The sequence below is a fragment of the Pseudomonas sp. Root569 genome, assembly GCF_001427465.1.
GTDB lineage: Bacteria > Pseudomonadota > Gammaproteobacteria > Pseudomonadales > Pseudomonadaceae > Aquipseudomonas > Aquipseudomonas synxantha.
This window is the reverse complement of sequence record NZ_LMGQ01000016.1, coordinates 1-19,796: the sequence shown is the minus strand read 5'-3', so window position 1 is coordinate 19,796 and position 19,796 is coordinate 1. Positions and strand designations below refer to the sequence as shown.

Sequence of the window (19,796 nt, the reverse complement as noted above, 5' to 3'; positions counted from 1 at the left end):
CGGGAGCAAGTCCACCCAACACAAATCTTCAGGCAAAAAAATACCCCGGCCTTTCGACCGGGGCATTTTCTATCCAGCTATAACCTTAGTGGTTAACCGCCCCGCTCGCCCCCAGGCCAGTCTGCGAACGCACAAACTGCGGGAAGTACAGCGCACGCTCTTTCTCTGCCGCCGCCGACTTGTCGGTGATGGAGAAGAACCAGATGCCGATGAACGCAATGATCATCGAGAACAACGCCGGGTACTCGTACGGGAAGATGGCTTTTTCATGGTGCAGGATCGAGACCCAGATGGTCGGACCGAGGATCATCAGGCCCACGGCACTGATCAAGCCCAGCCAGCCGCCGATCATGGCGCCACGGGTGGTGAGGTTTTTCCAGTACATGGAAAGCAGCAGTACCGGGAAGTTACAGCTGGCGGCAATCGAGAACGCCAAGCCGACCATGAACGCAATGTTCTGACTTTCGAACAGGATACCCAGGCCGATAGCCAGCACCGCCAGGGCGATGGTGGTGATCTTCGACACGCGAATCTCATCCTTCTCGTTGGCCTTGCCCTTCTTGATCACGCTGGCGTACAGGTCATGGGATACCGCCGAGGCACCGGCCAGGGTCAAGCCGGCAACCACCGCGAGGATGGTGGCGAAGGCCACGGCCGAGATAAAGCCCAGGAAGATGCTGCCACCCACCGCGTTGGCCAGGTGCACCGCCGCCATGTTGTTACCGCCGAGCAATGCGCCTGCCGCATCCTTGAACGCCGGATTGGTGCTGACCAGCAGGATCGCGCCGAAGCCGATGATAAAGGTCAGGATATAGAAGTAGCCGATGAAGCCCGTAGCGTACAGCACGCTCTTACGCGCTTCCTTGGCGTCGCTCACGGTGAAGAAACGCATCAGGATGTGCGGCAGGCCGGCAGTACCGAACATCAGGGCCAGGCCAAGGGAGAATGCCGAGATCGGATCTTTCACCAGGCCGCCCGGGCTCATGATCGCTTCACCTTTAGGGTGAACCTTGATCGCCTCGGAGAACAGCATGTTGAAGTCAAAGTTGACGTGCTTCATCACCATCAGCGCCATGAACGAGGCACCGGACAGCAACAGCACCGCCTTGATGATCTGCACCCAGGTGGTCGCCAGCATGCCGCCGAACAACACGTACAAGCACATCAGGATGCCGACCAGGATCACCGCCACGTGGTAGTCCAGGCCGAACAGCAGCTGGATCAGCTTGCCCGCGCCAACCATCTGCGCGATCAGGTAGAACGCCACCACCACCAGCGAGCCACAGGCCGAGAGGCTGCGGATCTGGGTTTGCCCGAGGCGATAGGACGCCACGTCGGCAAAGGTGTATTTGCCCAGGTTACGCAGGCGCTCGGCGATCAGGAACAGGATGATCGGCCAGCCCACCAGGAAGCCGATCGAGTAGATCAGGCCGTCGTAGCCAGAGGTAAACACCAGCGCGGAAATACCCAGGAAGGACGCCGCCGACATGTAGTCACCGGCAATCGCCAGGCCGTTCTGGAAGCCGGTGATCTTGCCGCCTGCCGCATAGTAGTCGGCCGCCGACTTGTTGCGCTTGGACGCCCAGTAGGTGATGCACAACGTCGCGCCGACAAAGGCCACGAACATCAGGATCGCTGCGATATTCAGCGGTTGCTTGTGCACTTCACCGGTCAATGCATCTGCCGCCCAAACGGCGGGCGCAAAGACGCAAGCGCCGAATACAGCCAATAGACGACGGATCATTGCGCAGCCTCCTTGAGAATCGCATTGTTCAGGTCGTCGAATTCGCCGTTGGCGCGTCGCACATAGATACCGGTGAGGATGAAGGCCGAGACAATCAGCCCGACCCCGATGGGGATACCCCAGGTGATGGATGAACCAGGGCTGAGCTTGGCCCCCAGTACTTGCGGCCCGTAGGCGATCAACAGGATGAAACCGGAGTAAAGCCCTAGCATGATCGCCGAGAGAATCCAGGCGAACTTTTCCCTTTTCCTGACCAGCTCCTTGAAACGCGGGCTGTTTTGAATCGAGAGGTAAATGCTGTCGTTCATTGTTTTTATCCTCGCAGCACAGCTTTTTTATTATTGGAACGTATCCACTGTATGCGGCTGTGGAAAGGGTTCCAGACGACCTTAGTAGTAGATCGAGTGTAGCGAGGGATGGCCAAAGCGCAGGAAGATTTGAGGCGGTGCGAAACCAGTGTGGGAGGGGGCCTGCTCCCGATAGCGGTGTACCAGTCAAAAAATCTGTGACTGACATACCGCTATCGGGGCAAGCCCCCTCCCACAGGGGTGCATCAGTGGCTTTTATTTAGCGGTCCATTCGGCCACGCGCTCAGGGTGCTTGGCCACCCAATCCTTGGCCGCCGCATCAGGCTTGGCGCCTTCCTGGATCGCGAGCATGACTTCGCCGATCTCATCCTTGGAGGCCCACTGGAATTTCTTCAGGAAAGCCGCCACTTCCGGTGCTTTCTTCTCCAGGCCCTTGCTGCCGATGCTGTTGACGGTTTCAGCAGCACCATAAATCCCTTTGGGGTCGTCCAGGAAACGCAGTTTCCACTTAGCAAACATCCAGTGCGGCACCCAACCGGTCACGGCAATGGAGTCCTGCTTGTCTTCGGCACGGGTCAGTTCGGCGATCATCGCCGCGCCCGAGCTGGCTTGCAGCTTGTAGTCCAGGCCATATTGCTTGATGGCTTCGTCGGTCTTGAGCATTACGCCTGAACCGGCGTCGATGCCGACGATCTTGTTCTTGAAGGTGGTATCGGTCTTGAGGTCTTCAATGGATTTGGCCTTGACGTACTCTGGCACGATCAGGCCGATCTTCGCATCCTTGAAGTTGGGGCCGTAGTCGACCACCTTGTCTTTGTTCTTGGCCCAGTATTCGCCGTGGGTCACGGGTAGCCAGGCGGAGAGCATGGCATCGAGTTTGCCGGTGGCGACGCCCTGCCACATGATCCCGGTGGCGACGGCTTGCAGCTTCACGTCGTAGCCAAGTTTTTCCCTGATCACTTCTGCCGCCACATGGGTGGTAGCCACGCTGTCGGACCAACCGTCCACGTAGCCGAGGCTCAGGGTCTTGCTGTCGGCGCTGGCCAGTGTGGAGCCCATCGCAACTACCAACGTGGCAGCTGCGCCCAAGAGTCGTCGCATCTTCATAGTACTTTCCCGAAAGTGCTGCGCCCGACGGATGCCGAGCGACGTCAAACTGTTGTTATAGGGTGCACCGCGCCTCCTTCACGCGCATCGATCCGGTTGCCCAAGACATCAGTGGAGTTCTGACCCTTCGATAATCAACCTGCAGGGTCCATGGACCTGCTCTGCCAGCGACCTCGGCTGAGCAAGAAACGACATCACATAGCCAGCAGGAGACTTCCTACAACTTGACGCCAGAATTCCGCCCGAACTTTGCATGTCAAAATCATGCAGCCCCACTGAAAGGAGTCAATTGCGGGTAAGATGCGCGCCTTTGCTCCCCCAGATAAGCCGACCATGCCCGCGACTGCCCGCTTCCCTGCCCTGCCCTATTTTCTCGCCTTGATCCTCGGCCTACTTGCCCTTGTCGGCTACTGGTACGGCCTCGGCCGGCCGGTGGTGTTGCCGGACGTCGCCAGCGCCAGCCACAAGATGCAGTGTGCGTCCTATACGCCGTTCGACAAGGATCAGTCGCCCTTCGACCAGCCGTTCAAGCTGCGCCCCGAGCGCATGGACGCCGACCTGGCACTGCTTGCCACGCGTTTTGAGTGCATTCGCACCTACTCCATGACGGGCCTGGAGTCCTTGCCCGACCTGGCGCGCAAGCATGGGTTGAAGGTGATGGCCGGGGCCTGGGTCAGCAGCGATCCAGTGGCGACCCAGAAAGAAATCAACGAACTGATCGCTGCTGCCAATGCCAATCCTGACATCGTCACCTCAGTGATCGTCGGCAACGAAGCCCTGTTGCGCAAGGAAGTGACCGCCAAGCAATTGGTGGCGCTGATTCAAACAGTCAAAAGCCAGATCAAACAGCCGGTCACCTATGCCGATGTCTGGGAGTTCTGGCTGCAACACCCGGAAATCGCCCCGGCGGTGGATTTCCTCACCATTCACCTGCTGCCGTACTGGGAAGATGACCCGTCCGGCATCGACCAGGCGCTCAAGCACGTGGGCGATGTGCGCCAGACCTTTGGCCACCAGTTCGCGCCCAAGGACATTGTGATCGGCGAGACTGGCTGGCCCAGCGAAGGCCGCCAGCGCGAAACCGCCGTGCCAAGCCGGGTCAATGAGGCCAAGTTCATGCGTGGCTTCGTGGCCATGGCCGAAGCCAATGGCTGGCGCTACAACCTGATCGAAGCCTTTGACCAACCGTGGAAGCGCGCCAGTGAAGGTGCTGTCGGCGGGTATTGGGGGCTGTTCGATGCAGACCGCCAGGACAAAGCCATCCTAGCCGGCCCCGTAACCAATGTGCCGCACTGGTCGCTGTGGCTGGGCGTGGGCGGGCTCATCCTGCTCGGCACCCTGGTGCTCGGCGGCCGCGTACGTAGCACGCGCTCGGCGCTGATGCTGCCCTTGCTGGGCGCCGTTGCAGCCTGTTCCATCGGCACCTGGGCCGAACTGACCCGCGTCACCGCACGCTTCAACGATGAGTGGGTATGGGCCGGTTTGCTGGTGGTACTTAACCTGCTGGTGCTGGCCCACGCCGCCCTGGCCCTCAGCGCCCGTGACGGCTGGCGCGCGCGAGCGTTCGACTGGCTGGAGCAACGCGCCGGTTGGCTGGTGGCGATTGCCGGGTTTGCGGGGGCGGTAATGATGCTGGCGCTGGTGTTTGACCCGCGTTACCGCAGCTTCCCAAGCGCGGCGCTGGTGCTGCCAGCCCTGGTGTACCTGATGCGCCCGGTAACCGGACCACGCCGGGAGATTGCGCTGCTGGCCTTCATTATCGGTGCCGGCATTGCACCGCAGTTGTACCGGGAAGGCTTGTTGAACCAGCAGGCTTGGGGTTGGGCGGTGGTCAGCGTACTCATGGTTGCAGCATTGTGGCGATGCTTGCGGGTGCGCAAGGCTTAACACTGCCATCGGGAGCAAGCCCCCTCCCACACTTGACCGTATTCACAAATAGAAATATGTGAACCCAATCAAGTGTGGGAGGGGCTTGCTCCCGATTGGCCCTATCAGGCGCCCCGAGGCTTCCTGACCAACCGCAACCCCGCAATCACCACCGCGAACACCGCAAACGTGGTGTTGTACAACGCCAGCGCCGGTAACCCGAACACCATCCCCAGCACCGCCAAAGCCCACCCCGCACGCCCCGGCACGAAAAACGCCAGCACCGACGTGATCAACGCCGCCCAGCCCAGCACCTTGAAGTGAATCATCAACCCCAGGTTGGAACGCGCCTGGCACTCCCAGCGGCTGGCTTCATCAGCGCAGAGGCCGACCCACTGCCCATCCTCCATAAAGCCATAACGTGCGGCATAGCTGGCGGCCAGCCATAACGGCAGGGCAATAAGCAGCAAAATCAACGGCAAGCGGCGGGACATGGGGCACTCCGATAGGCAAAAACGGCGCTCAGCTTAATCCCACCGCGGCCGTTAGCAAGGTGTTCGCGCAGATATCTGTTCAACATAGCTCGGCAAAGTGTATCGTCTGGCAACTATTACCCCCGATTCCGACGCTTTTTCCGACTTTTCGTGCCGCAGGCTGGCACTTCGGTGGCAACGCGGTGGTCATAGCCTGCGAACTTCATTCAGCACGTTTCCTCTTAGGGATTAAGTCATGCTCCGTTCCTTGCGCTGTGCTGCCTTGCTGGGCAGCCTATTTTTGAGTGCGTCAGCACTGGCCGTCGATATCGACCAGGCCAGCTATGGCTACCCTTTGACCAACCCGTTCGAAGCGACCATCGCCACCACGCCTCCCGATCTTCGGCCAACCTTGCCGACCGATGATGAGATCAACCAATCCGACTACACCCTGAATATGCGCCCCGAACGCGAGTTCAGCCTGCCGGACAATTTCTGGGCGGTGAAGAAACTCACCTACCGCATCGCCAAGCAGGACCGTGCTGCGCCGCTGATCTTCCTGATCGCCGGCACCGGTGCGCGGTTCGACAGCAGCATCAACGAATACCTGAAGAAGCTGTATTACCAGGCCGGCTATCACGTGGTGCAGTTGTCATCGCCCACCAGCTTCGACTTCATCAGCGCTGCCTCGCGCTTCGCCACCCCGGGTATCACCCAGGAAGACGCCGAAGACATGTACCGCGTGATGCAAGCCGTGCGCGCGCAGAACGCCTCGCTGCCGGTCACCGACTTCTACCTCACCGGCTATAGCCTGGGCGCGCTGGATGCAGCGTTCGTCAGCAAGCTCGACGAGACACGCCGCACCTTCAACTTCAAGAAAGTGCTGCTGCTCAACCCGCCGGTCAACCTCTACACCTCGATCACCAACCTCGACAAGCTGGTACAGACCGAGGTCAAGGGCATCAACAACACCACTACCTTCTATGAGCTGGTGTTGAGCAAACTGACCCGCTACTTCCAGCAAAAAGGCTACATCGACCTCAACGATGCCCTGCTCTATGACTTCCAACAGTCCAAGCAGCACCTGAGCAACGAACAGATGGCCATGTTGATCGGCACTTCGTTCCGCTTTTCGGCTGCAGACATCGCCTTTACCTCGGACCTGATCAACCGCCGCGGCCTGATCATCCCGCCTAAATACCCGATCACCGAAGGCACCAGCCTCACGCCGTTCCTCAAGCGTGCCCTGCAATGCGACTTCGACTGCTACCTCACCGAACAAGTGATTCCGATGTGGCGCGCCCGTTCCGATGGCGGCAGCCTGCTGCAGTTGGTCGACCAGGTGAGCCTGTATGCGCTGGAGGACTATCTGCGCGACAGCCCGAAAATCGCCGTGATGCACAACGCCGACGACGTGATCCTCGGCCCTGGCGACCTGGGTTTCCTGCGTAAAACCTTCGGCAATCGCTTGACCGTCTACCCGCTGGGCGGCCACTGCGGCAACCTCAATTACCGCGTCAACGCCGACGCCATGCTGGAGTTCTTCCGTGGCTAAATATCTTTTGCTGCTTGCCGCACTGATGTGCACAGGCGTGGCCAATGCCGACAACAGCAAGGCCCATGAACCGGTCAAGGTCGGTGCCGACGGCTTCAAGGAGCCGCTGACCAAGCTCAAGTTCAACCCCGGCCTGGACCAGCGCGAGTTCGAACGCTCATCGCTGACCGCTCTCAACGTGTATGACCCGTTGGAGTCGTGGAACCGTCGCGTGTACCACTTCAACTACCGCTTCGACCAGTGGGTGTTCCTGCCGGTGGTCAATGGCTACCGCTATGTCACGCCAAGCTTCCTGCGTACCGGCGTGAGCAACTTCTTCAACAACCTGGGCGATGTACCCAACCTGTTGAACAGCCTGCTGCAGCTCAAGGGCCACCGCTCCCTGGAAACCACCGGGCGCTTGCTGGTCAACACCACCATAGGCGTCGCCGGCCTATGGGACCCGGCCACCGCCATGGGCCTGCCGCGCCAGAGTGAAGACTTCGGCCAGACCCTGGGCTTCTACGGCGTGCCCGGCGGCGCCTACGTGGTCCTGCCGATCTTCGGCCCGTCGAACCTGCGCGACACCACCGGCCTGATCGTCGACTACAGCGCCGAGACCCAGATCAACTTCCTCAACGTGTCAGAAGTCAGCTCCAACCACCCGGAAATCTGGGCCCTGCGCGCGGTAGATAAGCGCTATCAGACCAGCTTCCGCTATGGGCAGATGAACTCGCCGTTTGAATATGAGAAGGTGCGGTATATCTATACCGAATCGCGCAAGTTGCAGATTGCCGAGTAAGCCAAGCGCCATGAAAAAGGCCATTCGATTGAATGGCCTTTTTTGTGCCCGCAAGGTTAAGCTCTGATTGCTTTCCAACTTTTGCCAACCACACTGACCACCGCCAATACAGCGGCCCCGGCAATAATCCCCGCCACGGCATTCAGCAACGTCGGCATCAACCACGCGAGCGCCCCGGTGCTCTGGCTAACGGATTCAATCCAGTGATGCACCACCGGCACACCATGGGTGAGGATGCCGCCACCAACCATGAACATCGCCGCCGTACCGATCACCGACAGGCTTTTCATCATGTACGGCGCGGCGCGCAAAATGGCACCCCCGATACGGCGTGCCACCTGACCCGGCTTCTGGGTCAACCACAGCCCCAGGTCGTCAAGCTTGACGATACCTGCCACCAGCCCATACACACCCACGGTCATGACGATCGCAATGCCCGACAGCACCACCACCTGCTGCATCAACGGTGCTTCGGCCACGGTGCCCAGGGTGATGGCGATGATTTCTGCGGAGAGGATAAAGTCGGTGCGGATCGCGCCTTTGATCTTGTCCCTTTCAAAGGCCACCAGGTCGGTGGCCGGGTCGGCCACAGCTTCGACCAATTGCGCGTGCTCGGCCTGGTCTTCGGCCTTGCTGTGCAGGAATTTATGCGCCAGTTTCTCGAAGCCTTCGAAACACAGGTAGGCACCACCGAGCATCAACAATGGCGTCACCGCCCAGGGCGCGAAGGCGCTGATCAACAGCGCGGTAGGCACCAGGATCAACTTGTTGATAAACGAGCCCTTGGCCACCGCCCACACCACCGGAATTTCCCGCTCGGCGCGCACCCCGGAGACCTGCTGGGCATTGAGCGCCAGGTCGTCACCCAGCACACCGGCGGTCTTCTTCGCCGCCATTTTTGTCATCAGGGCGACGTCATCGAGTACCGCGGCGATATCGTCGATCAACACCAACAAGCTGCTTCCTGCCATGAATCAAGTATCCGTAAGGGGGAGATCGGGCGAGCATAGCGCGGCGCAAGGCGTTATGGGCAGATTGTTGAGGCCCGCGGATGGCCGGTGCTACCATGCGCAACCGCCTGTCATGGCAAGGAAACCTCTGGTTTATGAGCAGCATTCGCGAGCGCAACAAAGAAAAAATCCTGCGGGCGGCAAGCGAGGAGTTTGCCGACAAGGGCTTCGCCGCGACCAAGACCAGCGACATCGCCGCCAAGGCCGGGCTGCCCAAGCCCAACGTCTATTACTACTTCAAGTCCAAGGACAACCTCTACCGCGAGGTGCTCGAAAGCATTATCGAGCCGATCCTGGCCGCCTCCACGCCGTTCAACCCAGACGGCGAGCCCAAGGAAGTGCTGAGCAACTACATCCGCTCGAAAATCCGCATTTCCCGTGACCTGCCATTTGCCTCCAAGGTGTTTGCCAGCGAAATCATGCACGGCGCCCCGCACTTGAGCACCGAACAGGTTGAACAGCTCAACGCCCAGGCCAAGCATAATATTGATTGCATCCAGAACTGGGTGGATCGTGGGTTGATTGCGACTATCGACCCTAATCACCTGATGTTCAGCATCTGGGCGGCGACCCAGACCTATGCGGACTTTGACTGGCAGATCTCGGCCGTGACCGGCAAGGCCAAGTTGGATGAAGCCGACTATGAGGCGGCGGCGCAGACGATTATTCGGTTGGTGCTCAAGGGGTGTGAGCCGGACTGATAGACCGCGGTGCCTGTGCCAATCGGGGGCTTGCCCCCGATTGGCCCTAACAGTCACACAGGATCAGGCAGACACCCCCGCATCCGCCATCAACCCCACCCCCTCAATCGCCGTGATCGCACACTGCTCATCAATATCGGACGTATCCCCACTGATCCCGATCGCCCCCAACACCAATCCCGCCTGATCCCGAATCAACACCCCACCCGGCGCCGGCACCACGCTGCCCTGCCCCAGGCTGTTCAACGCCGCGATAAATGCCGGACGCTGCTGTGCGTCCAGCGCCAGCAAACGTGAACCCTTGCCCAGGGCTATGGCGCCCCAGGCCTTGCCGATGGCGATTTGCGGGCGCAGCAGGCTCGCGCCGTCTTCCCGTTGCAAGGTAATCAAGTGACCACCGCTATCGAGTACCGCAATCGTCAGCGGCGCAGCTGAAATCGTGCGGCCAGCGGTAAGGGCCTGACTGGCCAGTTGGGTCGCGAGTTTCAAGGTTAAAGCGCTCATAGGTGCCGTCCTTATCTTGTTATGGGTAAAGCCTTGGCGTTCTGTTTGATCAGATGCTTGACCAAACAAATAGAACACAATGATATTTGTTTTTGTATACAATATTTTCAAACAAAGGCTCCATACGTCGAAAAAAGTCATTCCGACGGACGCGAAGGCCCTGTCACAAAATGCATTGACCTGCGTAGCCCGCCGTGAATACACTTTGCACCGACACCACTTGTATACAATTACAAAACGCAAGAGGCACCAAAACCATGAGCAAAATGAGAGCAATCGAAGCCGCCGTCCTGGTGATGCGCCGTGAAGGTGTGGATACCGCCTTCGGTATCCCAGGCGCTGCGATCAACCCGCTGTATTCGGCCTTGCAGAAGGTGGGCGGCATCGATCACGTCCTTGCTCGCCATGTTGAAGGCGCCTCGCACATGGCCGAGGGCTACACTCGCACCAAGGCCGGCAATATCGGTGTGTGCATCGGCACCTCTGGGCCAGCGGGCACCGACATGGTCACCGGCTTATACAGCGCCTCCGCCGATTCGATCCCTATCCTGTGCATCACCGGGCAAGCCCCCCGCGCTCGCATGCACAAGGAAGACTTCCAGGCCGTGGATATCACCAGCATCGTCAAGCCGGTGACCAAGTGGGCGACCACCGTGCTGGAACCAGGCCAAGTGCCCTACGCGTTCCAGAAAGCCTTTTATGAAATGCGCTCCGGCCGTCCAGGTCCGGTGCTGATCGACTTGCCATTCGACGTGCAAATGGCCGAGATCGAGTTCGATATCGATGCCTACCAACCGCTGCCTCTGGCCAAGCCGTTGGCCACGCGTATCCAGGTCGAAAAAGCCCTGGCCCTGCTCGACCAGGCTGAGCGCCCATTGCTGGTCAGTGGCGGTGGCGTGATCAACGCCGACGCCAGTGAATTGCTGGTGGAGTTCGCTGAATTGACTGGCATCCCAGTGATCCCGACCCTGATGGGCTGGGGTACCATTCCCGACGATCACCCGCTGATGGTGGGTATGGTCGGCCTGCAAACTTCCCACCGTTATGGCAACGCCACGATGCTCAAGTCGGACGTGGTGCTGGGTATCGGCAACCGCTGGGCCAACCGCCACACCGGTTCGGTGGAGGTCTACACCGAAGGGCGTAAATTCATCCACGTCGACATCGAGCCGACGCAGATTGGCCGCGTGTTCACCCCGGACCTGGGCATCGTTTCCGACGCCGGCTCCGCCCTGACGATGTTTATCGAAGTGGCCCGCGAATGGAAAGCCGCCGGCAAGCTCAAGGACCGCAGTGCCTGGTTGCACGACTGCCAGCAGCGCAAAGCCACCTTGCACCGCAAGACCCACTTCGACAACGTGCCGGTCAAGCCACAGCGCGTGTATGAAGAAATGAACCAGGTGTTCGGCAAAGACACCTGCTACGTCAGCACCATCGGCCTGTCGCAGATTGCCGGCGCGCAATTCCTGCACGTCTACAAGCCACGCCACTGGATCAACTGCGGTCAGGCCGGCCCGTTGGGCTGGACCATTCCTGCGGCGCTGGGCGTGGTCAAGGCCGACCCGAGCCGCAAGGTAGTGGCGTTGTCGGGCGACTATGACTTCCAGTTCATGATCGAAGAACTGGCGGTGGGCGCGCAATTCAAGCTGCCGTACATCCACGTGGTGGTGAATAACTCCTACCTGGGGCTGATCCGCCAGGCCCAGCGCGGCTTTGAAATGGACTATTGCGTGCAGCTGTCCTTCGACAACCTCAATGCCCCGGAGCTCAACGGCTATGGCGTCGACCATGTGGCCGTCGCCGAGGGCCTGGGTTGCAAGGCCCTGCGCGTGTTCGAGCCAGGGCAGATCCAGCCGGCCCTGCGCCGCGCCCAGGAAATGATCGAAGAATTCAAGGTGCCGGTGATCGTTGAGATTATTCTGGAACGGGTGACCAATATTTCCATGGGCACCGAAATCAACGCCGTCAATGAATTCGAAGACCTGGCCCTGGTCGGCAACGATGCACCGACCGCCATTTCCCTGCTCGATTAAGGAGAACCCTATGCCGCGTTTCGCCGCCAACCTGTCCATGCTGTTTACCGAACAGGACTTCCTTGCGCGCTTCAAGGCCGCCGCCGATGCCGGCTTCGAAGGCGTGGAATACCTGTTCCCGTATGAGTTCAGCTCCGCCGAGATCAAGGCGCAGCTCGATGCCAACGGCCTGAGCCAAGTGCTGTTCAACTTGCCGGCCGGCGACTGGGCCAAGGGCGAGCGCGGCCTGGCCTGCCACCCGGACCGGGTCGAGGAATTCCGCGCCGGGGTCAAGCTGGCTATCGCCTACGCCCAGGTACTGGGTAACACCCAGATCAACTGCCTGGCGGGTATCCGGCCACAGGGCGTGGAAGACGAAACCCTGGAAAAGACCTTTGTCGCCAATCTCAAGTACGCCGCCGACAAGCTGCAAGCGGCAGGCATCAAGCTGGTGATGGAGATGATCAACACCCGCGACATCCCGGGCTTCTACCTGAATAACACGGCCCAGGCCCTGGCGATTCGCGAGCAGGTGGGCAGCGACAACCTGTTCCTGCAATACGACATCTACCACATGCAGATCATGGAAGGTGACCTGGCGCGGACCATGGCAACGCACCTGGGTGTGATCAACCATATCCAGCTGGCGGATAACCCGGGGCGCAATGAGCCGGGGACTGGGGAGATCAACTATCGCTTCCTGTTCGAGCATCTGGACCGCATTGGCTACACGGGTTGGGTTGGCTGTGAGTACAAGCCATTGACCACCACCGAAGCAGGTTTGGGTTGGCTCAATACCCATAACGCGCTCTAACACATACCGCCTAACCCCTGTGGGAGGGGGCTTGCTCCCGATAGCAATCTTTCATTCAACAGGTGTGTCGACTGATGCACCGCTATCGGGAGCAAGCCCCCTCCCACATTGGACCTGATGTGTCTGGCAAACCTCAACAAGTCTGCCTACCGAATAAAAAAGAGGATTTTGATCATGGCTAAAATCGGATTTATCGGCACCGGCATCATGGGCCAGCCCATGGCCGCCAACCTGCAGAAAGCAGGGCACCAACTGTTTCTGTCCGAGCATCATGGCAAGGCCCCGCAAGCGCTGATCGACGCTGGCGCCATCGCTCTGGCCAACCCGCAGCAAGTCGCGCAAGAAGCCGAATTCATCATCGTCATGGTGCCGGACACCCCACAGGTCGAAGACGTGCTGTTGCGCGCCGACGGCGTGGCCGCCGGCCTGTCGCCGAACAAAGTGGTGATCGACATGAGTTCGATCTCCCCCACCGCCACCAAGGCGTTCGCGGCGAAGATCAACGAGACCGGCGCGCAGTATCTGGACGCACCGGTGTCCGGCGGTGAAGTCGGCGCCAAGGCCGGCACCTTGAGCATCATGATCGGTGGCGAACCGCAGACATTCGAACGTGCATTGCCGCTGTTCCAGGCCATGGGCAAGAACATCACCCTCGTGGGCGGTAACGGCGATGGCCAGACCGCCAAGGTCGCCAACCAGATCATCGTTGCACTGAACATCCAGGCGGTGGCCGAAGCGCTGCTGTTCGCCTCCAGGAACGGCGCCGACCCGGCCAAGGTGCGGGAAGCGCTGATGGGCGGCTTTGCGTCGTCGAAGATCCTGGAAGTGCATGGCGAACGCATGATCAAGGGTACTTTCGACCCGGGCTTTCGCATCAACCTGCACCAGAAGGACCTGAACCTGGCCTTGGCCGGCGCCAAGGAACTGGGGATCAACCTGCCGAATACCGCCGGCACCCAGCAAGTGTTCAGCACCTGCACGGCCATTGGTGGCGGTAACTGGGACCACTCGGCGCTGATCAAGGGCTTGGAGCATATGGCCAACTTCTCGATCCGCGACAAGTAACGAAATTACGCAATCCCCCCGGTAGGAGCGAGCTTGCTCGCGAAAAACCTGAGAGCACCGCTGGCTGCCTGGTCACCCGCGTTATCGTTGACGATTTTCGCGAGCAAGCTCGCTCCTACAAATAACAAGAATCCCCAGGGAGCCCGCTTATGTCGGTCGATCCGCAACACCTGCTTCGCGAGCTGTTTGCCACAGCCATCGACGCCGCCCATCCCCGGCAAGTGCTTGAGCCTTACCTGCCTGCCGAACGCAGTGGCCGGGTGATCGTGATCGGCGCCGGCAAGGCCGCGGCCGCCATGGCCCTGGTCGTCGAGAATTGCTGGCAGGGCGAAGTGTCGGGCCTGGTGGTCACCCGCTACGGCCACGGCGCGCCGTGCCAAAAAATCGAGGTGGTCGAAGCGGCCCACCCGGTCCCCGACGCTGCCGGCCTGGCCGTGGCCCAGCGCGTGCTGGAGTTGATCAGCCACCTGACCGAAGACGACCGCGTGATCTTCCTGCTCTCCGGCGGCGGCTCCGCATTGCTGGCCCTGCCCGCCGAAGGCATCAGCCTGGCCGACAAGCAAGCCATCAATAAAGCCCTGCTCAAATCCGGCGCCACCATCGGCGAGATGAATTGCGTGCGCAAACACCTCTCGGCGATCAAGGGTGGGCGCTTGGCCAAGGCGGCATGGCCGGCCACCGTATACACCTACGCGATTTCCGATGTGCCGGGCGACCAGGCCACGGTGATCGCCTCCGGCCCTACCGTCGGCGACCCCAGCACCTCGCAGCAGGCCCTGGGGATTCTCAAGCGCTACGGCATCGACGCCCCTGCCTCGGTGCACAGCTGGCTGCAAAACCCCGACTCGGAAACGGTCAAGCCCGGCGACCCGGTACTTGCCCGCAGCCACTTCCAATTGATCGCCCGCCCACAGCAATCCCTGGAAGCGGTAGCCGTGAAAGTGCGCCAGGCCGGGTTCAGCCCGCTGATCCTCGGCGACCTGGAGGGTGAAGCGCGGGAAGTGGCCAAGGTACATGCCGGTATCGCCCGGCAGATCGTCCAGCACGGCCAGCCATTGGCGGCGCCCTGCGTGATCCTGTCTGGCGGCGAGACCACCGTCACCGTGCGCGGCAATGGCCGTGGAGGGCGCAATGCGGAATTCCTGCTCAGCCTCACCGACAGCCTAAAGGGCCTGCCCGGCGTGTACGCCCTGGCCGGCGACACCGATGGCATCGACGGCTCGGAAGACAACGCCGGCGCCATCATGACCCCCAGCAGCTACGCCCGCGCCGAAGCCCTGGGCCTGTCGGCCAGCGACGAGTTGGATAACAACAACGGCTACGGCTATTTCGACGCCCTGGGCGACTTGATCATCACCGAGCCGACCCGCACCAACGTCAACGACTTCCGTGCCATCCTGATCCTTGAGACTGCCAAACATGACGCCTGACAAGAAGGTCAAGATCCTCGCCACCCTGGGCCCGGCAACCGACGGCATCGATGACATCCTTGAGTTGGTGCAAGCCGGGGTGAATATCTTCCGTCTCAACTTCAGTCACGGCGAACACGCCGACCATGCCCAGCGCTACCAGTGGATTCGCCAGGTGGAGCGCCAGTTGAACTACCCACTGGGCATCCTCATGGATCTGCAAGGGCCAAAGCTGCGGGTCGGGCGCTTTGCCGAAGGCAAGGTGCAGTTGATTCGTGGCCAGGCCCTGCGCCTGGACCTGGACCCGACGCCCGGCGACCAGCGCCGCGTCAACCTGCCCCATCCGGAAATCATCGCAGCCCTTGAACCGGGCATGGACTTGCTGCTCGATGACGGCAAGCTGCGCCTGCGCGTGATTACCAAGCATGCCGACGCCATCGACACCACCGTACTCAATGGCGGTGAGCTGTCCGACCGTAAAGGCGTAAACGTCCCACAAGCTTTGTTGGAACTCAGCCCGCTCACCGCCAAAGATCGCCGCGACTTGAGCTTCGGCCTGGAACTGGGCGTGGACTGGGTGGCACTGTCGTTTGTACAGCGCCCGGAAGACATCCGCGAGGCCCGCGAGCTGATTGGCGACAAGGCGTTCCTGATGGCCAAGATCGAGAAGCCCTCGGCCGTGCAGCGCCTGCAGGAAATTGCCGAGCTGAGCGATGCGATCATGGTAGCCAGAGGCGACCTGGGCGTGGAAGTACCGGCCGAAAGCGTGCCGCAGATCCAGAAAGACATCATCAGCACCTGCCGCCAACTCGGCAAGCCAGTGGTGGTCGCCACACAGATGCTCGAGTCCATGCGCTTCTCCCCGGCGCCGACCCGTGCCGAAGTCACCGATGTCGCCAACGCCGTGGCCGAAGGCGCGGACGCCGTGATGCTGTCGGCGGAAACCGCGTCGGGCGAGTATCCGCTGGAAGCCGTGCAGATGATGAGCAAGATCATCCGCCAGGTGGAAAACGGCCCGGATTACCAGGCGCAACTGGACGTCAGCCGGCCCAAGGCGGATGCCACGGTGTCGGACGCCATCAGCTGTGCGATCCGGCGCATCAGCAGCATCCTGCCGGTGGCGGTGCTGGTGAACTACAGCGAGTCGGGCAGTTCCAGCTTGCGCGCCGCACGGGAACGGCCGGTGGCACCGATCCTCAACCTCACGCCGAACCTGTCCACGGCGCGGCGCTTGAGCGTGGCGTGGGGCGTGCATTCGGTGGTCAATGATCGTCTGCGCCAGGTGGATGAGGTGTGTTCCACCGCGTTGGAAATCGCCCAGGCCCAGGGCATGGCGCAACGCGGGGATACCTTGGTGATTACCGCGGGGGTGCCGTTTGGGCAGCCGGGGTCGACCAATTCGTTGCGCATCGAGATCCTACTGTAGGAGCGAGCTTGCTCGCGAAGAACGTCAACGATGACGCGGGTTGCCTGAATGTACGCGGCGCCCTTGGTTTTTTCGCGAGCAAGCTCGCTCCTACAGGGAGCCGCTATGCACAACCACACCTGCCCTGACTGGGCCGAAGCTCTGCTCAATGGCTTCAGCCAGATTTTCCTGCAACGCCACCCACTGTGCGGCCTGCTGTGCCTGCTGGCGATCCTGATCGGCGCCCCGGCCTTGCTCGGCGGCGCGCTGCTGGGCGGGGTCGCGGGGTTGCTCACGGCCCAGCGCCGTGGCTATCCCAAAGCTGAGCGCCAGGCTGGACTGTACAGCTACAACGGCGTACTGCTGGGCTTGTTGATCAGCCAGCACTTTGCCTGGTCGGCGCTGGTGCCACCGTTGATCCTGGCGTGCGGGGGCTTGAGCGCGATCCTTACCCGGCAATGGTTGAAACACGCGAACCAGCCCCAGGACTTGCCCGCCTATACCGCGCCCTTTGTTGGCCTCGGCTGGTTGCTGCTCGGGTGCGTACCTGGAAGCGCCCTTGCGCTGACCGAGCCCGGCACCTTCTCTATTCTCGCCGCTCCATTTATCGGTCTTGGACAAATCATGCTGTTGGAGCAACCCATGGCAGGCGTATTGATTGCCGCGGGCTTGCTGCTGGCCGACCGCCGCGCCGCGTTGTGGGCACTCGGCGGTGCCAGCGTCGGCGTGCTGGCCGGCCTTTGGCTGAACGACCCCACTGGCGCCCTGCTCGGCCTGCACAGCTATAACCCAGCATTGGTCGCCCTGGTCCTGGGCTTGTCATGTCGCCAGCCGTGGTTGCCGCTGCTGGGCATCCTGCTGGCAATCATCCTCACCCCAGGTTTCGCCGCCCTGCACCTGCCTGCGCTGACCGCACCGTTTATCCTCGCCTGCTGGCTGGTGCGCGCCGGCCAGCGAATGCTGCGCAAACCCCACATGGACAGTCCGTTCGAATCCCCCTAGGCTTGCTCGATATTCGCTTCAGGCAGGACTTATGGACAGTAACAACGACTGGCGCCAGCGGCTCTACATCATGGTTTTCCAAAGCGACACCGTCGCCGGGCGGCGCTTTGACGGCATCCTGCTGCTGATCATCCTCGCCAGCCTGGTGATCGTGATGCTCGACAGCATCGATGAAATCCACCAGAACTACGCGGATGTGCTGGCCTATATCGAGTGGGGCTTCACGCTGATCTTCGCCATCGAATACGGCCTGCGCCTGTATTGCTCGCCCAAGCCGCTGCGCTATGCCTTCAGCTTTTACGGCCTGGTGGACTTGCTGGCCATCGTCCCCGGCATCCTCGCCCTGTACTACAGCGATGCGCAGTACCTGCTGATCATCCGCATCATTCGCATGCTGCGCATCTTCCGCGTACTCAAGCTCAGCCCGTACCTCAAGCAGGCCAACTACCTGATGGCGGCGCTGCGCGGCAGCAAGCAGAAGATCGTGGTGTTCCTGGTCAGCGTGTGTACGCTGGTGACGGTGTTCGGCACCCTGATGTACGTGATCGAAGGCCCCGAAAATGGGTTCACCAGTATTCCCAAGGGCATCTACTGGGCCATCGTCACCCTGACCACCGTGGGCTTCGGCGATATCGTGCCCAAGACGCCGCTGGGCCAGGTGATTTCGTCGCTGGTGATGATCACCGGTTATTCGATCATCGCGGTGCCGACGGGCATTTTTACTGCAGAGCTGGCCAGTGCCATACGCGGTGAGCAGCTGCAAACCGACTGCCCGGCTTGCAAGAAGAACAGCCATGAACCCAATGCAGCTTTTTGCTCGCGCTGTGGCAGTAACCTCTTTCATAAACTGGAATAAGCAAAGGTCTTTTTAATCTTTATAGGTCTATGCAGGCCCGGCTATAGTCGCTGGCAAATTGCCTCCCCTCTTCTCCAACAACAAGGAATGAGCAGTGAAAAAAATCCTCAGCGCCTCTCTTCTGGCCGCCAGCCTGGCCTTGGCAGGCTCCGCCCAGGCCGCGACCACCCTGCTCAACGTCTCCTACGACGTGATGCGCGACTTCTACAAGGACTACAACGCAGCCTTCCAGAAGCACTGGGAAGCCGAGCACCCGGACGACAAGCTGACGTTGCAGATGTCCTTCGGCGGCTCCAGCAAACAGGCACGCTCGGTGATCGACGGCCTGCCGGCTGACGTGATTACCATGAACATGGCCACCGACATCAATGCCCTGGTCGACAATGGCAAACTGGTGCCGGACAACTGGGTGACGCGCCTGCCGAACAACAGTGCACCGTTCACCTCTGCCACCGTGTTCATCGTGCGCAAAGGCAACCCCAAGGCTTTGAAAGACTGGCCGGATTTGCTCAAGGACGGCGTGCAGGTGATCGTCCCCAACCCGAAGACCTCGGGTAATGGCCGCTACACCTACCTGTCGGCCTGGGGCTATGTGCTCAAGAACGGCGGCGACGAAGAGAAGGCCAAGACCTTCGTCGGCAAACTGTTCAAACAAGCGCCGGTGCTGGACACCGGTGGCCGTGCCGCCACCACCACGTTCATGACCAACCAGATCGGCGACGTGCTGGTCACCTTCGAAAACGAAGCAGAAATGATCGCCCGTGAGTTTGGTCGCGATCAGTTCGAAGTGGTCTACCCAAGCGTGTCCGCCGAAGCCGAGCCGCCTGTGTCGGTGGTGGATAAAGTGGTCGAGAAGAAAGGTACCCGTACTGCGGCGGAAGACTACCTGAAGTACCTGTGGTCGCCGGAAGGCCAGGAAATTGCGGCCAACAATTACCTGCGCCCACGGGACCCCAAGGTGTTGGCCAAGTACACCGACCGCTTCCCGAAGGTGGACTTCCTGTCGGTGGAGAAGACCTTTGGCGACTGGCGCACGGTGCAGAAGACCCACTTCAATGATGGCGGGGTGTTTGACCAGATCTACAGTGGTCAATAACTGAAGAAATGCGGTAACAAATGTGGGAGGGGGCTTGCTCCCGATGGCGGTGTGTCAGCCAAGGCATAGGCTGACTGACCTGACTGAC

18 protein-coding genes are annotated in these 19,796 nt (G+C 60.7%); 12 read left to right on the top strand and 6 right to left on the bottom strand.

The features are described 5' to 3' along the window. Positions 1 to 85 precede the first annotated feature (85 nt). The 3 genes from ASD70_RS15075 to ASD70_RS15065 all read right to left on the bottom strand — a co-directional run bounded on the left by ASD70_RS15075 (position 86) and on the right by ASD70_RS15065 (position 3,159). The gene (locus tag ASD70_RS15075; RefSeq protein WP_046069090.1) at positions 86 to 1,744 is read right to left on the bottom strand and encodes a cation acetate symporter; all 1,659 of its coding nucleotides are present in this window, start codon (positions 1,742 to 1,744) and stop codon (positions 86 to 88) included. Next, positions 1,741 to 2,052: a DUF485 domain-containing protein gene (locus ASD70_RS15070; protein WP_046069091.1), complete on the bottom strand. Its 312-nt coding sequence runs from the start codon at positions 2,050 to 2,052 to the stop codon at positions 1,741 to 1,743. The genes ASD70_RS15075 and ASD70_RS15070 overlap by 4 nt, the downstream gene beginning before the upstream one ends. A 255-nt stretch (positions 2,053 to 2,307) precedes the next feature. Continuing rightward, on the bottom strand, positions 2,308 to 3,159 hold the full coding sequence (locus tag ASD70_RS15065) for a glycine betaine ABC transporter substrate-binding protein (RefSeq protein WP_046069092.1): 852 nt from the start codon (positions 3,157 to 3,159) through the stop codon (positions 2,308 to 2,310). A gap of 333 nt (positions 3,160 to 3,492) precedes the next feature. Here ASD70_RS15065 and ASD70_RS15060 point away from each other — a divergent pair, with 333 nt between their 5' ends. Further along, a complete protein-coding gene (locus ASD70_RS15060; RefSeq protein ID WP_056846837.1) occupies positions 3,493 to 5,046 on the top strand; it encodes a glycoside hydrolase family 17 protein in 1,554 nt (517 codons plus the stop codon). A gap of 104 nt (positions 5,047 to 5,150) precedes the next feature. Here ASD70_RS15060 and ASD70_RS15055 read toward each other — a convergent pair whose 3' ends face one another. Further along, positions 5,151 to 5,519, bottom strand: coding sequence for a hypothetical protein (locus tag ASD70_RS15055; protein WP_056846834.1), 369 nt, complete (start codon positions 5,517 to 5,519; stop codon positions 5,151 to 5,153). Positions 5,520 to 5,754: 235 nt separating this feature from the next. Here ASD70_RS15055 and ASD70_RS15050 point away from each other — a divergent pair, with 235 nt between their 5' ends. Then, on the top strand, positions 5,755 to 7,053 hold the full coding sequence (locus ASD70_RS15050) for a serine/threonine protein kinase (RefSeq protein WP_046069094.1): 1,299 nt from the start codon (positions 5,755 to 5,757) through the stop codon (positions 7,051 to 7,053). A 25-nt stretch (positions 7,054 to 7,078) separates the two neighbouring features. Then, positions 7,079 to 7,834, top strand: a complete 756-nt coding sequence (locus tag ASD70_RS15045; RefSeq protein ID WP_411741021.1) for an MlaA family lipoprotein — start codon at positions 7,079 to 7,081, stop codon at positions 7,832 to 7,834. Between the two features lie 56 nt (positions 7,835 to 7,890). Here ASD70_RS15045 and ASD70_RS15040 read toward each other — a convergent pair whose 3' ends face one another. After that, positions 7,891 to 8,805, bottom strand: a complete 915-nt coding sequence (locus tag ASD70_RS15040; protein ID WP_046069096.1) for a DUF808 domain-containing protein — start codon at positions 8,803 to 8,805, stop codon at positions 7,891 to 7,893. A gap of 134 nt (positions 8,806 to 8,939) precedes the next feature. On the opposite strand from ASD70_RS15040, the gene ASD70_RS15035 reads away from it, so the two are divergent. Continuing rightward, a complete protein-coding gene (locus tag ASD70_RS15035; RefSeq protein WP_046072537.1) occupies positions 8,940 to 9,545 on the top strand; it encodes a TetR/AcrR family transcriptional regulator in 606 nt (201 codons plus the stop codon). Positions 9,546 to 9,608: 63 nt separating this feature from the next. Here ASD70_RS15035 and ASD70_RS15030 read toward each other — a convergent pair whose 3' ends face one another. After that, positions 9,609 to 10,049 carry a GlcG/HbpS family heme-binding protein gene (locus tag ASD70_RS15030; RefSeq protein ID WP_034118908.1) on the bottom strand — a complete coding sequence of 147 codons (441 nt, stop codon included), beginning with the start codon at positions 10,047 to 10,049 and terminating at the stop codon, positions 9,609 to 9,611. A gap of 257 nt (positions 10,050 to 10,306) precedes the next feature. Here ASD70_RS15030 and gcl point away from each other — a divergent pair, with 257 nt between their 5' ends. From gcl to ASD70_RS14990, 8 genes are all read left to right on the top strand, one after another. After that, positions 10,307 to 12,082 carry a glyoxylate carboligase gene (gene gcl / locus ASD70_RS15025; protein WP_034118907.1) on the top strand — a complete coding sequence of 592 codons (1,776 nt, stop codon included), beginning with the start codon at positions 10,307 to 10,309 and terminating at the stop codon, positions 12,080 to 12,082. A gap of 10 nt (positions 12,083 to 12,092) precedes the next feature. Further along, positions 12,093 to 12,875 carry a hydroxypyruvate isomerase gene (gene hyi, locus ASD70_RS15020; protein WP_056846833.1) on the top strand — a complete coding sequence of 261 codons (783 nt, stop codon included), beginning with the start codon at positions 12,093 to 12,095 and terminating at the stop codon, positions 12,873 to 12,875. A 174-nt stretch (positions 12,876 to 13,049) separates the two neighbouring features. Further along, complete coding sequence (locus ASD70_RS15015) at positions 13,050 to 13,940, top strand: 2-hydroxy-3-oxopropionate reductase (RefSeq protein ID WP_046069098.1); 891 nt, start codon at positions 13,050 to 13,052, stop codon at positions 13,938 to 13,940. Positions 13,941 to 14,089: 149 nt separating this feature from the next. Next, complete coding sequence (locus ASD70_RS15010) at positions 14,090 to 15,370, top strand: glycerate kinase type-2 family protein (protein WP_056846832.1); 1,281 nt, start codon at positions 14,090 to 14,092, stop codon at positions 15,368 to 15,370. After that, the gene (gene pyk, locus ASD70_RS15005; RefSeq protein ID WP_056846831.1) at positions 15,360 to 16,775 is read left to right on the top strand and encodes a pyruvate kinase; all 1,416 of its coding nucleotides are present in this window, start codon (positions 15,360 to 15,362) and stop codon (positions 16,773 to 16,775) included. Before ASD70_RS15010 ends, pyk begins: the two co-directional genes overlap by 11 nt. Before the next feature lie 105 nt (positions 16,776 to 16,880). Continuing rightward, positions 16,881 to 17,756 carry an urea transporter gene (locus tag ASD70_RS15000; RefSeq protein ID WP_056846830.1) on the top strand — a complete coding sequence of 292 codons (876 nt, stop codon included), beginning with the start codon at positions 16,881 to 16,883 and terminating at the stop codon, positions 17,754 to 17,756. A 31-nt stretch (positions 17,757 to 17,787) separates the two neighbouring features. After that, the gene (locus tag ASD70_RS14995; protein WP_056846829.1) at positions 17,788 to 18,612 is read left to right on the top strand and encodes an ion transporter; all 825 of its coding nucleotides are present in this window, start codon (positions 17,788 to 17,790) and stop codon (positions 18,610 to 18,612) included. A 94-nt stretch (positions 18,613 to 18,706) separates the two neighbouring features. Further along, positions 18,707 to 19,708 carry a sulfate ABC transporter substrate-binding protein gene (locus ASD70_RS14990; protein ID WP_046069103.1) on the top strand — a complete coding sequence of 334 codons (1,002 nt, stop codon included), beginning with the start codon at positions 18,707 to 18,709 and terminating at the stop codon, positions 19,706 to 19,708. The last annotated feature ends 88 nt before the right edge of the window (positions 19,709 to 19,796 follow it).